Below are 14,095 nucleotides of genomic sequence, written 5' to 3'. Positions count from 1 at the left end.
TAGTTTTAGCTGCAAATGAACCAACCCCAATGAGTTGGGCGGTATAAAAGCTAGGCGTTCAAGGGCTGGGTTCTGTATTGCACAGGACTCAGCCCTTTTATTTTCAACTTGATTCGGTCATGGTTAAGTAATGGGTGTAATCCACGATGCCTTGCCTCAGTTACTCAATGCTGCTGAATTTTTCCGGAGAGAAGCATTCTGACTTCTATGTGCCAAAGAGGCTTTCCATCGCAGCATTATCGTGGCGATTCCATTTTTTGGACAAGCTTTGCCATTTGATACTGCTAATCCTGATCCGAATCATACATCCTAGGATTTTCTTTAGCATTTGACTGACCAGCGCCAATGCTGGGCGGCGCGCCATTTCAATGCGTTGTGTGCTTGGACATAAAAACACCCCAAAAAAATGAACGGGAGTCCAATTTTTGGGGTGCAGTTTAGCGGATGGTCTTTTGCTTGATTTTTTAGCTTATTCGTAATCAGACATCGGTAAGCAAGCGCAGAATAAGTTGCGATCACCGTAAACGTTGTCAGCACGGCCAACTGGTGGCCAGTATTTATTACGTTTTACGCTTTCTAGCGGGAATGCAGCTGTGGCGCGTGTATAGCCGTGTTCCCACGTTTCTGCTGTGAGTACTTCTACGGTATGCGGCGCGTTCACCAGCGGATTATCTGCCAGTGTCCATTCGCCGCTCACTACGCGATCGATTTCGCTGCGGATGGCGATCATGGCGTCGATAAAGCGATCAAGTTCTACTTTTGACTCGCTTTCGGTAGGCTCTACCATTAGCGTTCCCGGTACCGGGAAGCTCATGGTTGGCGCGTGGAAGCCGTAATCCATCAGGCGTTTTGCTACATCTTCATTGCTGATGCCGCTGGCGTCTTTGAGTGGGCGCAGGTCCAGAATACATTCGTGCGCAACCAAACCATCGTGGCCGCTGTAGAGCACTGGGTAAAAAGGAGCTAGGCATTTGGCGATGTAGTTGGCGTTCAGAATCGCCATTTCAGTCGCGCTTTTCAGGCCTTCTGCGCCCATCATGGCGATATACATCCATGAGATAGGCAAAATCGCTGCCGAGCCGTAAGGCGCAGCGCTCACTGCGCCAATACCTTGCTCGCCTCGCACATAGCCGCTGCTTTGCTGATTAGGCAAAAACGGTACTAAGTGTGCTGCTACCGCTACCGGGCCAACACCTGGGCCGCCGCCGCCGTGGGGAATGCAGAATGTTTTGTGCAGGTTTAAGTGGCTGACATCGCCGCCAAACTGGCCAGGTGCGCACAGGCCCACCATAGCATTCATATTTGCACCGTCGATATACACTTGGCCGCCGTGGCCGTGCACGATTTCGCACACTTCTGTAACCGATTCTTCAAACACGCCGTGCGTGCTTGGGTAGGTGATCATAATCGCCGCAATATTCTGGCTGTGCTTATCGGCCTTGGCGCGTAAATCGGCTAGATCGATATTACCTGCTTCATCACAAGCCACCACCACCACGGAGAGGCCTGCCATCTGTGCAGAAGCGGGGTTAGTGCCGTGTGCAGAAGCGGGGATTAACACGATATTGCGCTCCGCATCGTTACGAGAAGCGTGGTAAGCCTTGATAATCAACAGGCCTGCGTATTCGCCTTGGCTGCCTGCGTTTGGCTGCAAGCTCACACCTGCATAACCGGTTGCCGCGCAAAGCATGTCTTCCAGCTGGGCGATCATTTCGCGGTAGCCCGCTGTTTGTGCATTTGGCGCAAACGGGTGAACATTGGCGAATTCTGGCCAAGTGACCGGCATCATTTCGCTGGCCGCGTTCAGCTTCATGGTGCAAGAACCCAGCGGAATCATAGTGCGATCAAGGGCTAAATCTTTATCTGCCAAGCCACGCAGATAGCGCATCATCTCGGTTTCGGAGTGATAGCGGTTAAATGTTGGGTGAGTCAGGAAATCCGTCTGGCGTAATAGTTCGCTCGGTAATGCGCCTGCGATTTCTGCATCTAATGCATCAACCGTTGGCAGGGTTTTACCGCCTGAAAATACATGCCACAACGCAGCGATGTCTTCGCGAGTGCTGGTTTCATCCAGAGAAATGCCGACCGTGCTGGCATCGATATGGCGCAGATTTAGGCCTTGCTCATACGCCAGTGCGTGTACTTGAGTAGCGTCTTTAACGCTAATTGTGAGCGTATCAAACCAGCTGCCGTTGACGACTTTTACATCTAGCTGCTTTAAGCCCGCTGCAAGGATGCTAGTTAAGCGGTGTACGCGATGCGCGATGCGTTTTAAGCCGGCTGGGCCGTGGTAAACGGCGTACATGCTGGCCATCACGGCGAGCAATACTTGTGCGGTACAGATATTGGAAGTGGCTTTTTCGCGGCGGATATGTTGCTCGCGGGTTTGCAGAGCAAGGCGGTAAGCGCTCTTGCCTTGCGCATCAATGGTAATGCCGACCAAGCGGCCTGGCATCGAGCGTTTGAATTCATCGCGAGTGGCTAAAAAGCCAGCGTGCGGGCCACCAAAGCCAAGCGGTACACCAAAGCGTTGGCTATTACCCACCACCACATCTGCACCCCATTCGCCTGGTGCAGCCAGCAGGGTGAGCGCCAGCAAGTCAGCAGCAACAACCACTAAAGTACCCTTGGCGTGTAAATCAGCCACCAGATTGCGGTAATCAGGCACATCGCCGTTTACGCCAGGGTATTGCAATAGCACGCCAAAGCCGTCCCCAGCTTCGCCAAGACCGGTGCGCACTTCAATGCCCAGTGGCGCAGCACGGGTGGTGATCACTTCGCGGGTTTGTGGCAGCACATCGGCGGCGACATAGAAAATGGTCGATTTGCTTTTGCTCATGCGCATTAACAGCGTCATAGCTTCGGCAGCCGCCGTGCCTTCATCTAGCATCGATGCATTGGCAATGGCCATGCCGGTCATATCGCAAATCATTTGCTGGAAGTTAATAATGGCTTCCAAGCGGCCTTGGCTGATTTCTGGCTGGTATGGCGTGTAAGCCGTGTACCAAGCTGGGTTTTCCAAGATGTTGCGCAGAATCACGCTTGGCGTGTGGGTGCCGTAATAGCCCTGACCAATGAAATTCTTCTTTAGGATGTTTTTGCCTGCAATCGCTTTCAGCGTGGCTAAAGCTTCCGCTTCGCTTTTTGCGGTGGTGAATTCACCAAGCGGCAGCGCGTCTGCGCGGGCAATCGCTGTAGGAACGATGTTTTTAATCAGATCGGAGCGTGTTGCATAGCCCAGCGTGGCCAACATTGCGGCTTCTTCCGCAGCGTTAGGGCCGATATGGCGGGCCACAAAAGCGGCGTGATCTTCAAGATGGCTAAGAGATGCAGTGGTCATGGCGGCAACCGTAAGTGTACGTGGGGCAGGTCAAAAGGTAAGTCAAAAAGATCTGTAAACACTGAGAACATAGAGAAGAGCAAAAGCGAGCACAAGGAGGAAGACCTAGCTATAACAGCGCTGTAAGCGATACATTGCTGTTAATTATCTTTTACCTTAAAGGTTTTTTCCGTGTGCTTTGTGTTCTTCCCGATCTCTGTGTCTACAGACGTTTTTATGTTTTATTAGCCGATGGCTTTTTCGTAATCGGCAGCGCTCAGCATAGTGTCGAGGTCGGCTGCGTTGTCTGGGGTGATTTTGAATAACCAGGCATCGTAAGCGTCGGTGTTGACTTGCTCTGGAGCGTTGGTCAAGTCGTCATTGCTTTCAACAATCACACCTGCCAATGGCGCGTAGATATCGCTGGCAGCTTTAACTGACTCAACCACACCACAAGCGTCGTTTTTAGCGTAGCGAGTGCCGGCTGCTGGCAATTCCAAAAACACGATATCGCCCAACGCTTCTTGAGCATGGTTGGTGATGCCGATGGTGATGCTGCCATCCGCTTCAAGACGAAGCCATTCGTGAGTGTCAGTGAATTTCAAATTTGCAGGGATAGACATAATAAAAACTCCGGTATGGGGGTAATTAAATTCAAAAACTTCTGTAGACGCAGAGAAAATATGAGAACTCAGAGAGCACAGAGAAAATCTTTTAAGTAAAAAACTAATGATTCTCTCTATTGTTTTTCTCGGTGTTCTCGTCTTGGTTTTCTCCGTGTTCTCTGTGCCCACAGAATTTAGGTTCTAAGGTTTTTAAAGCTGTGATTTACCGTTGCGCACAAAAGGCATTTTTACGACGCGGGCGGCTAGTTTTTTATCACGAATGGCTACGTGTACGGTGTCGCCAATGGCAACGCCTAGCGGTAAACGCGCCATGGCAATGGATTGTTGCAGGCTAGGCGAGAACGTGCCGCTGGTGATTTCGCCATCTCCCTGTTCGGTATGCACTACCTGGTGGCCACGCAATACACCGCCTTTATCCAGTAGCAACAAGCCCAGGAATTGTTGAGTTTGGCCTTGAGCCAGTAGGGCTTCTTTACCTACGAAATCACGCTCGGAAACGAGGTCAATCGTCCAAGCCAGTGCTGCATTGAGCGGATTCACTGTTTCGTCCATATCTTGGCCGTATAAATTCATACCCGCTTCTAAACGCAGCGTGTCGCGTGCACCAAGGCCACAAGGGCGAACGCCTGCGGCGATCAGTTGATTCCAGAAGTTTTCAATTTGAGTAGCAGGCAGTACCACTTCAAAGCCGTCTTCGCCGGTGTAACCGGTGCGGGCGATCATCACATCGCCAATTTGCGCGGCATTAAAAGGCTTGAGGTCTGAACTGGCAGCTTGGGTTTCTGGCAAAACTTGCCAAACCTTAGCGCGGGCATTCGGGCCTTGTACGGCCAGAATGGCTAAATCATTACGGGAAGTAATGGTGAGGCCGGTATTCCAATCGGTATTAAGCTGCTGCATCCATGCGATGTCTTTGTCTGCGGTGCCTGCATTCACCACAAGGCGGAAGTAATCTTCGGCAAAGTAATAAACGATTAAATCGTCGATCACGGTGGCTTGTGGGTTGAGCAAGCAAGAATAGAGTGCTTTGCCAGAAACTTTAAGCTTAGCCACATTATTGGCAAGGGCGCGGGTCAGAAAGGCACGAACTTGCTCGCCCTTGATATCCACCACACGCATATGGCTGACATCAAACATGCCGGCATCGGTGCGAACAGCGTGGTGTTCTTCGATTTGCGAGCCATAGTTTACTGGCATGTCCCAGCCGCCAAAATCGACCATACGGGCGTTGGCAATACGATGGGCAGCATTGAGTGGGGTAGTGTGGAGTTGGGCGGACATGGCACTCTCGGGCATAGCGCTGCAAGCCGATTAGGCTTTTCAGATGCAGCGGCCCCTCTGTCCTTGGTACCTGAGAGATTCCAAAACGGCTCATGACGATCCGTTTTGTTAGCCCCTTCGGTGGGCGTTTGGCACGCCACTCTCCAGAGTGTTGATGCCAAAGAGTCCTTTTGCCTGAGCGTTCGCGGGCGTTGCGCCTTCGGCGGTAGCTGGGGTTTTCCCTAGCTACTCTCTCCTCTTTGGTCTTCAGAATTTAACCACTTAGTCTGATTTTGTCAATTTTACCTAGCAATAAAAAACGCCCACTTGAAACGGTGGGCGTTTGGCTTTTAGTGTTTAGGCCTTAAGTATGCCCAGGTGCAGAGTTCAGTAGATGGGTGTCTTTATTGTGTACCAAGCTTAGGTAGCGTTCGTATTGTTTTAATACGTCGGCAATGAGCTCTTGCTGAATCATATATTGCACATCGTAGCCTTGGCGGCCGTCTTCAAAGAAGGTGATGGGTACGTAATGATGGGGACGGCTAGACATGGGTAGTGATGCATCACGCAGGGCAAAAGCAGGTACGGGTTGTTTTAATGGCCGCACACCGTATACAAAATTGCGTAGATTGGTTTGTGGCACAATCAAAGAAACAGCTTTATCTTCGCCTATTAGTACAGAGGCTTCTAAGCCTTTCTTTTGCAGCTCGGCGGCTACTTCTTTGAGAGCCGGCTCTACGCTTTTTGCGATAAATTTTTCAACATCGCTTAAGCGAGACTCTTGCAGAATTTGCGCTAGGCGTATGCGCCAGTGTTGGCCAGTCCAAAAGGTTGTGCCAGGTGAAAACTTCTGTGAGAAGTGTTCACGATCAGCAGCTAAGCCTTTACATAGGCTGAAGCAAAGCAGCAGCATAATGGCAGTGAAAGGCAGGGCTGCAATTAAGGTAACGGCCTGCAATGCTTTTAAACCACCTGTTGTGAGTAGGATCGCTGCAGTCACGCCAAGTAAAACGGCCCAAAATAGGCACTGCCAAGCTGGTGATTTCTCTGCACCACGGGTTGCTATGGTATTGAGCACAAAGGCTCCTGAATCGGCCGAAGTGACAAAAAACACTGCAATCAGCAAGATGGCTATTGAAGAAGTCACCTTAGCCAGTGGCAGATATTCAAAGAATTTAAATAGCAAAGCATCTACATGACCCGCAGTTTGCGTTAAAGCGCCCGCAGCAGTATGCATATCCAGCCAGATGGCGGTGTTACCAAAAATAGTCATCCAAACCAGATTAAATAGTGCGGGAATCAGCATCACGCCGATGATAAATTCACGCAAGGTACGGCCACGGGAAATACGCGCAATAAACATCCCCACAAATGGCGACCATGAAATCCACCAAGCCCAATAGAGTAGCGTCCAGCCACTAAACCAGCCTTCTTTTTGCGTTGGTTCATAGGTGTAAGAGCGGAAAGTGAGCTCAACAATGCTGGAAAAATAATGGCCAAGATTGTCACCAAAAGCGCCAAGCAGAAAGAGCGTTGGTCCAGCAAATAATACAAATAGCATCAGGATAATGGCGAGGCTAAGGTTTAGTTCGCTTAAGCGGCGCACGCCTTTATCTAAGCCTGATGCGGCCGAACAGCCAGCTAAACCAATCACGACGGCAATTAAGCCGTACTTAAAGTCAAGCCCAGAGGTGTCCCAGCCGGTAAGGGCGTTAATCCCCGCGCTTATTTGTAAAATGCCAAAGCCTAGGGTGGTGGCGATACCAAAAATGGTGCCACAAAGGGCAAATACATCGACGGCGTGCCCAATTGGGCCGTTGATTCTGTCTCGCAAAATGGGGTAGAGGCCGGAGCGGATCGTCAATGGCAGATTGTAGCGAAAGCCAAAATAAGCCAGTACTAGGCCTACCAAGCAGTAAATCGCCCAAGCATGAAAGCCCCAGTGAAAGAATGTCATATTCATCGCTTCACGGGCGGCAGCCATGGTGCTGCCTTCGGCCAGTGGTGGCGATAAGTAATGCTGCATGGGCTCGCCCACGCCAAAATACATCAGGCCAATTCCCATGCCTGCGGCGAACAGCATGGCGACCCAAGAGGTGAAATTATACTCAGGCTTAGCATCGTCTGGGCCAAGGCGGATATTCCCGTATGGGCTGCAGGCGATAGCGATAAGGGTGATGATGAAAATGGCAACGGATATAATGTAGAACCAGCTGAAATTTTCCGAAATCCAAGCTTGGCCATGCGAGAATATTTGTTCTGCTGCGGTGGGGTTGAGGGTACAAATGGCGAGTAAAACGCCGATTAAAATCATGCTGGGTAGAAATACCGGCATGCTGAGGGTGTGATGAAAACGGGATGGAGTGATGGTACTCATGCGTCTCCTATAATGGCCAAAATCCGTGGCCTTTTATGGTTGAGAAAGCGAATGTACGCAATATGCCCTTGTATTTAATGGGCTATTGTCTTAAAACGTCGACTTTACTCTAGCAATAATTGCGATCTTTGTAATGTTGAATAAGCACAAATACGTGACTAAATCACATATGTCCTAAGTGGGTGTTTCTTTTGAAGCTAGGGGAGTACAAGTGAGGAGTTGCTCCGCTAGAGTCCAAGCACTATTTCTATCGGCAAGAAGAAATTCTTCGCCTAATTGTTGATCAAAACCAGAGCGGTGAATAAGGGAGGTGGGCTGAATTCCCGCTGCGCAAATAATCAATACACCTTGTTGCCGTTTAAGTAAATGTTGCAGGGTTTCTAGCGCTTCAAGCCCTGTGGTGTCCATATTTAGCAGTGGTGATAAATCTAAAACTAAGATTTTTGGCTGAGTTTTATGCGGATTGAGTAGTGCTTCTATTTTAGCAATCGAGCCAAAAAATAAAGAACCTTGAATACTCCACGCTTCAATACTTTGATGGCTTAAAGCCGTGGGTAATTCCAGTTTATTTAAGTGGGTAAGGCTGGACACGCGGGTAATAAAAAACACACAGGCTAACAGTAAGCCTACTTCCATTGCCACGGTTAAATCTACCACAACGGTAAGGGTAAAAGTAGCTAGTAAAATGGTTCGGTAATTCGCCGTAAAATGCTGTAAACGGCGAAACTCTTCCCATTCGCCCATATTCCATGCCACATATAATAAAATGGCCGCCAAAGTACTGAGAGGCACTAATTTAGCAAAAGGCGCGGCAATTGCCATAATGAGAAAAATTGATAAAGCGTGAACCATCCCCGCAATAGGGCTATTGGCACCACTATTAATATTGGTAACGGTGCGTGCAATCGTTCCGGTTGCACAAAATCCCCCAAATAAAGGGGCGACAAAATTGGCAATGCCTTGGGCCATTAATTCTTGATTTGGATTATGCCTATCGTTAATCATGCTATCGGCAATGCGGGCACAAAGCAACGATTCAATCGCACCCAAAACGGCAATGGTTAATGCGGGCTGAATGATGGCTGCAAGCGAATGCCAGGTAAAATTAGGAAAGGTGGGGCTGGGTAGATACGAAGGAATATCACCAAAACGGCTACCTATAGTGGCGATATGCAGCTCTGGCCATTGGGAAAGCAAGGTACCTATGACTAGGGCCAATATACTACCAGGGATGCGCTGAAACCCTGAGGGTAGATATTTATTAAGTATGGGCCATACAATTAAAATGGCTAAAGAAAAAATGCCAATGGAAAGGGTGGCTAAATGGATTGTAGGGAGCGCGTGGGCAATCACATTTGTTTTCGAAAAAAACTCGGCAGGTAAGTCTGTAATAGCTAAGCCTAAAAAATCTTTTAGTTGTGATATGGCAATAAGTACGGCAATACCATTGGTAAAGCCAATCACAATAGAAACGGGGATATGCCTAACCAAGGCGCCAAGGCCAAGTAGCCCTAATAGAAACATAAAAACGCCTGCTAGCATGGTGGCGAGTAATAAATTACCCACGCCATATTGCTGCACGATGGCGTAAACCACCACAATAAATGCACCTGCAGGGCCACCAATTTGTACTTTTGATCCTCCTAATAAAGAAATTAAAAAGCCTGCAATAATTGCAGTACTTAAGCCTGCAGATGGGGGAAGCCCGCTGGCAATCGCAAATGCCATTGCTAAAGGAAGCGCTACAATCCCTACACAAATCCCAGCCGTAATATCGGCTTGTAATCTTTGCCTATCGTAATTTTTAAAGATCTCAAGGGAGCGCGGCTTGAAGTTTATTAGCATGATGATATGGATGCCGAGCTAAAAATTTATTATGGCTGTGATTTAGACAAGGGGCATTAAATTAAAAAATATAAAAATATAGGGGCATTGCAAGCCGTGTGAGCCCTAGCAGCCTGTCGGGCTTAGCATCAGTCAGCTGCAAAATCACCTGATCGGCCTATATTTCACCAGCTTTTTGACCAATAACTCGTTATTGGCGCTGCAAATCCGGCAAAATCTGGTCTCGACCATGCGATTTTCCGCTTCGACCGTCTAAGTCCGACAGGCTGCTAGGATGGGCCGCTCTTTTATTATTGATTAAATGTACTAGAGCTAATTGCACACTGTACTTGATTGCGGCCAGCAGCTTTTGCGGCGTACATCGCTTGATCGGCCCGATTTAATAGATGGTCTAAGCTGCTGTCGTTGTCTTCTAGCATGGCCACACCCACGCTGATGGTAATACGAATTTTATGTCCATGGTATTCCACTAGGGCTTGATTCTCTACCGCGATGCGTAATTTATTGCCCGCTAAAATAGCCTCTGCCTGCGTGGTGCCAGGGAGTAACAGCACAAACTCCTCACCACCCCAGCGGGCAAAACTATCGGATGCACGTAGCTCAGCAGTGCAAACGCGGCATAGCTCTTTTAGGGTTAAATCACCTGTTAAATGCCCATGTTGATCATTAACGTTTTTGAAGTGATCGATATCAATGAGCAAAATAGACAGCGGTTGCTGATAGCGGCGAGCATAAATAATGGCTTCATCACAGCGGCGCTGCCATTCACGCCGATTGGCAACGCCGGTTAGCTCGTCTGTGGTGACTAATTCTTCTAGGCGCTGATTAGCGGCGGCCAAGGCTTCGGTTCTGAGGGTGACTTCTGTTTCTAATTGTAGGTGGCTATGGCTGAGTAGCTCTTGTAATAGCGCTAAGTAATGCAAAGTTAGCCCAATTGAAAATAGGAATAATTGTAAATTAAGAAAAGAAAGTGGGGGGTTGTTGGGGCTAAAAAAAGGCCCGAGGTGATGAGTGGTGCCTGTCATTAAAAAGGTAAAAACAATCAGCAATGCCACTGAGGTTCCTGCCAATCGAAATCGAATTGCAATCAAAAGCAAGATAGGCAGAATAAGCATCAGTAAATAGCTATAGAGCAAAAACCCTAGGGTAACGATCAAGATTAAAGCAAAAAAATAAGGGATGGCGGGGCGGATTCTATATTTGAAGACGTTAGATTTCCAGCTAGCGTAAATCGGAGCGATGATAAATAGCCCCGCGGTGTCCCCCATGATGAGCATCAACATTTGCTGAATATTTTCGAGCCAATCCTGCGTGCTAATAATACTGGCTAGGCTGAGCAAAATATGGGTGAGCGTCATGCTAAATAGGGCAGGGATAAAGCAAATTTTCCCCCAGAAATAGGGGAGGTCGGTGGGGTTTTGTAATGGGGGACGATCATGTTTTGTAACAAAATATTGCCAAGCTTTGGTGGCTATATGCGCCTGCCATACATCGATAAGTGCCGTGCCGATACCCACACTTAGCGATGTGATCAATGGGTAAGCATTGTTTGGGGTGTTGATATAGTAATAGGTTGGGGCGTTGAGGGTGAAGCTTGCAAAAAAAATAAGGATAAATGCGGCAGGGCCAATTTCTAGCGCCATTAATAAGCCTATACCTGCGGGCAGCCAAATAACAGCAAGATGGCCTAGGGATAAATGCGCTTGCTGAATATGAATAAACCCAATGCCCACATAGCTGATAAACAGTATAAAGGCGATAAAATATCGCTCTGGGTTAAGCAATGTAAGTGCCTGCTTCATTACATTTTTTTCAAGGTTTGATCGTTTAGCTTATCGCATAATGAAGATATTTGTGAATAATTTACAAAAATATGAGCGTTGAATAAAAACGCGATGTTTATCGTAAACCGTGTTTTTTATAAAACATTGGATCAGTAATGCTACGGATAAAAACGGCGACCCTCAGGTCGCCGGTTCTGAGCTGCTATATCTGAGCGAATGAGTTACTCGGATTGCTTAAAAAATAGTGCATCATTGTCAACATCAATGGTCAGTACATGCCCCGCGCTCACTTTCCCCTCTAGGATTGCCTTAGAAAGTGGATTTTCAACTTCAGTTTGAATAGCGCGTTTTAAAGGCCGTGCTCCATAAACGGGATCAAACCCTGCTGCCGCAACCAAATCAAGCGCTGCATCGCTCACACTTAGCTCAATTTCCATATGGGCTAAACGTCCTTGCAAGCGATTAAGTTGAATACGGGCAATATTTCTAATTGCCGCTTGATCTAGTGAATGAAATACCACCATTTCATCGATACGGTTTACAAATTCTGGCCTGAAATGGCTTTGAACCTCTGCTAATACTGCCATTTTAATGAGCTGATAATCCATGCCGGCCATGGCTTGAATTTGCGTGCTACCTAGATTACTGGTCATCACAATCACGGTATTTCTAAAATCAACCGTTCGTCCTTGTCCATCAGTGAGGCGGCCATCGTCCAGCACTTGCAGCAGGATATTAAATACATCCGGATGCGCTTTTTCGACTTCATCCAGCAAAATCACGCTATAGGGTTTGCGGCGCACGGCCTCGGTTAAGTAGCCGCCTTCCTCATAGCCTACATAGCCTGGAGGCGCACCCACTAAACGGGATACGCTGTGTTTTTCCATAAACTCGCTCATATCGAGGCGAATTAAATGATCCGGCGAGTCGAATAAGAATTCCGCCAATGCCTTGGTCAGCTCAGTTTTACCCACGCCAGTTGGGCCAAGAAATAAGAAGCTGCCGTAAGGGCGGTTAGGGTCTGAAAGCCCTGCGCGGGAGCGGCGAATGGCATCGGATACCAAACGCACGGCTTCTGATTGCCCCACTACTTTTTGATGCAGGGCGTTTTCCATGGTGAGCAATTTTTCGCGCTCGCCTTGCAGCATGCGGCTGACTGGGATGCCCGTTGCGCGGCTCACGACTTCGGCAATTTCTTCTGCGCCCACTTGGGTACGTAGCAATTTGAGCTTGCCGCCGGTGGCCTCGGACGCTTCGGCGGCTTTGAGTTTGGCCTCAAGCTGCGGTAATTGGCCGTATTGCAATTCGCTGGCTTTGTCCCACTCACCACGGCGTTGGGCGGCATCCATCGCGGTTTTAACGCGCTCAATTTCTTCCCGAATCGCTTGGCTGCCGAGTACGCTGGCTTTTTCTGCTTTCCAGATTTCTTCTAAGTCTGAGTATTCTTTCTCTAAACGTGCACTTTCTTCTTCGATTAAGGTGAGGCGTTTTTTAGATGCTTCATCTTTCTCGCGTTTCACGGCTTCGCGCTCAATCTTGAGCTGAATAATCCGTCGATCTAGCTTGTCCATGACTTCGGGTTTGGAATCGATTTCCATCTTGATACGGGCTGCGGCTTCGTCGATTAAGTCGATGGCTTTATCGGGCAGGAAACGGTCGGTGATATAGCGATGGCTTAGCTCAGCAGCGGCCACAATCGCAGGATCGGTGATTTCTACCCCGTGATGGATTTCGTATTTTTCTTGTAAGCCGCGCAAGATGGCGATGGTGGCCTCCACGCTAGGCTCGTTCACCAGTACTTTTTGGAAGCGGCGTTCTAGCGCGGGGTCTTTTTCAACGTATTTGCGGTATTCATCCAGCGTAGTTGCGCCGATGCAATGCAACTCGCCCCGCGCCAGTGCGGGTTTGAGCATATTGCCCGCATCCATCGAGCCCTCGGTTTTACCCGCACCCACCAAGGTATGCAGCTCGTCGATAAAGATAATGGTATTGCCTTCGTCTTTGGCTAGCTCGTTCAGCACGGCTTTTAGGCGCTCTTCAAATTCGCCACGGTATTTGGTGCCCGCCAGCAAAGACGCCAGATCGAGTACCAATACGCGCTTGGATTTGAGCGATTCTGGCACTTCACCATTCACAATCCGTTGGGCGAGGCCTTCTACAATCGCAGTTTTACCCACGCCCGGCTCGCCAATCAATACAGGGTTGTTTTTGGTGCGGCGTTGCAGCACCTGCATGGCGCGGCGGATTTCATCGTCGCGGCCAATGACGGGGTCTAGCTTGCCTGCTTTGGCTCGCTCAGTCAGATCCATGCAGTATTTATCTAGCGCTTCACGGTTTTGATCCGCTTCAGAGCTATCTACACTCTGCCCGCCACGCACCGCCTCAATCGCAGCAGTAACAGCCTCTTTATTCGCGCCGTTTTCTCTTAATAGGCGGCCTGTTTCGCCTTTGTCGGCGCTTAAAACCAGTAAGAACAAATCGCTGGAGATAAACTGGTCATCACGTTTTAGCGCGGCTTTATCGGTTAGATTGAGTAAATTACTTAGCTCTTTAGAAACGCTGATATCACCATCGTTGCCGGACACTTTGGGTAGGCGTTCAATGGCGGCGGTGAGGGCGTTTTTGAGTGGGTTGACATTCACCCCCGCCCGCGCCAGCAGGGCAGGCGTGCCAGAATCGACATCGGCGAGCAGAGCTGCCAAAACATGCTGGGGTTCGATATAAGGATTGTCATGAGCATTGGCACTGCTTTGCGCATCACCAATCGCCTGTTGAAATTTTGTGGTCAGCTTATCGAAACGCATCTTGAACACCTCCTCGTATTAGTTCTTACTTTAGAGATGGGGGTGGGGCAGGGGGATTTCAAGTGCTAAAAGATGATTTG

General features: G+C 48.8%; 7 protein-coding genes, 1 pseudogene and 2 riboswitches. All 8 genes and pseudogenes read right to left on the bottom strand.

Features of this window, described 5'->3' with window-relative positions; translation table 11 throughout:
• Window positions 1–50: 50 nt before the first annotated feature.
• Window positions 51–271 (bottom strand): annotated as a pseudogene (locus C1H71_RS21205) (IS3 family transposase); the annotation flags it as partial.
• Between the two features lie 198 nt (window positions 272–469).
• On the bottom strand, window positions 470–3,340 hold the full coding sequence (gene gcvP / locus C1H71_RS01695) for an aminomethyl-transferring glycine dehydrogenase (protein WP_130105028.1): 2,871 nt from the start codon (window positions 3,338–3,340) through the stop codon (window positions 470–472).
• 224 nt (window positions 3,341–3,564) lie between these two features.
• On the bottom strand, window positions 3,565–3,942 hold the full coding sequence (gene gcvH, locus C1H71_RS01690) for a glycine cleavage system protein GcvH (protein WP_130105027.1): 378 nt from the start codon (window positions 3,940–3,942) through the stop codon (window positions 3,565–3,567).
• A 192-nt stretch (window positions 3,943–4,134) separates the two neighbouring features.
• The gene (gcvT, locus tag C1H71_RS01685; protein WP_130105026.1) at window positions 4,135–5,226 is read right to left on the bottom strand and encodes a glycine cleavage system aminomethyltransferase GcvT; all 1,092 of its coding nucleotides are present in this window, start codon (window positions 5,224–5,226) and stop codon (window positions 4,135–4,137) included.
• A 53-nt stretch (window positions 5,227–5,279) separates the two neighbouring features.
• A riboswitch (glycine riboswitch) is annotated at window positions 5,280–5,377 on the bottom strand.
• 1 nt (window position 5,378) lies between these two features.
• Window positions 5,379–5,474: riboswitch (glycine riboswitch) on the bottom strand.
• 95 nt (window positions 5,475–5,569) lie between these two features.
• Complete coding sequence (locus tag C1H71_RS01680; RefSeq protein WP_262488369.1) at window positions 5,570–7,582, bottom strand: BCCT family transporter; 2,013 nt, start codon at window positions 7,580–7,582, stop codon at window positions 5,570–5,572.
• Window positions 7,583–7,756: 174 nt separating this feature from the next.
• Complete coding sequence (locus C1H71_RS01675; RefSeq protein WP_130105025.1) at window positions 7,757–9,427, bottom strand: SulP family inorganic anion transporter; 1,671 nt, start codon at window positions 9,425–9,427, stop codon at window positions 7,757–7,759.
• A gap of 290 nt (window positions 9,428–9,717) precedes the next feature.
• Window positions 9,718–11,229, bottom strand: a complete 1,512-nt coding sequence (locus C1H71_RS01670) for a GGDEF domain-containing protein (protein WP_130105024.1) — start codon at window positions 11,227–11,229, stop codon at window positions 9,718–9,720.
• A gap of 203 nt (window positions 11,230–11,432) precedes the next feature.
• On the bottom strand, window positions 11,433–14,015 hold the full coding sequence (gene clpB / locus C1H71_RS01665; RefSeq protein ID WP_130105023.1) for an ATP-dependent chaperone ClpB: 2,583 nt from the start codon (window positions 14,013–14,015) through the stop codon (window positions 11,433–11,435).
• Window positions 14,016–14,095: the final 80 nt, after the last annotated feature.

This window comes from Iodobacter fluviatilis (assembly GCF_004194535.1).
In the GTDB taxonomy this organism is placed as follows: domain Bacteria; phylum Pseudomonadota; class Gammaproteobacteria; order Burkholderiales; family Chitinibacteraceae; genus Iodobacter; species Iodobacter fluviatilis_A.
Note: the sequence above shows the minus strand (reverse complement) of the source record. Positions and strands in the feature narration are given on the sequence as shown.

What these genes read in the sequence shown, in the direction of transcription:
- clpB (WP_130105023.1), bottom strand. Translation starts at nt 14,015, where the DNA reads ATGCGTTTCGATAAGCTGACCACAAAATTTCAACAGGCGATTGGTGAT.
- C1H71_RS01675 (WP_130105025.1), bottom strand. Translation starts at nt 9,427, where the DNA reads ATGCTAATAAACTTCAAGCCGCGCTCCCTTGAGATCTTTAAAAATTAC.
- gcvP (WP_130105028.1), bottom strand. Translation starts at nt 3,340, where the DNA reads ATGACCACTGCATCTCTTAGCCATCTTGAAGATCACGCCGCTTTTGTG.
- C1H71_RS01680 (WP_262488369.1), bottom strand. Translation starts at nt 7,582, where the DNA reads ATGAGTACCATCACTCCATCCCGTTTTCATCACACCCTCAGCATGCCG.
- gcvH (WP_130105027.1), bottom strand. Translation starts at nt 3,942, where the DNA reads ATGTCTATCCCTGCAAATTTGAAATTCACTGACACTCACGAATGGCTT.
- gcvT (WP_130105026.1), bottom strand. Translation starts at nt 5,226, where the DNA reads ATGTCCGCCCAACTCCACACTACCCCACTCAATGCTGCCCATCGTATT.
- C1H71_RS01670 (WP_130105024.1), bottom strand. Translation starts at nt 11,229, where the DNA reads ATGAAGCAGGCACTTACATTGCTTAACCCAGAGCGATATTTTATCGCC.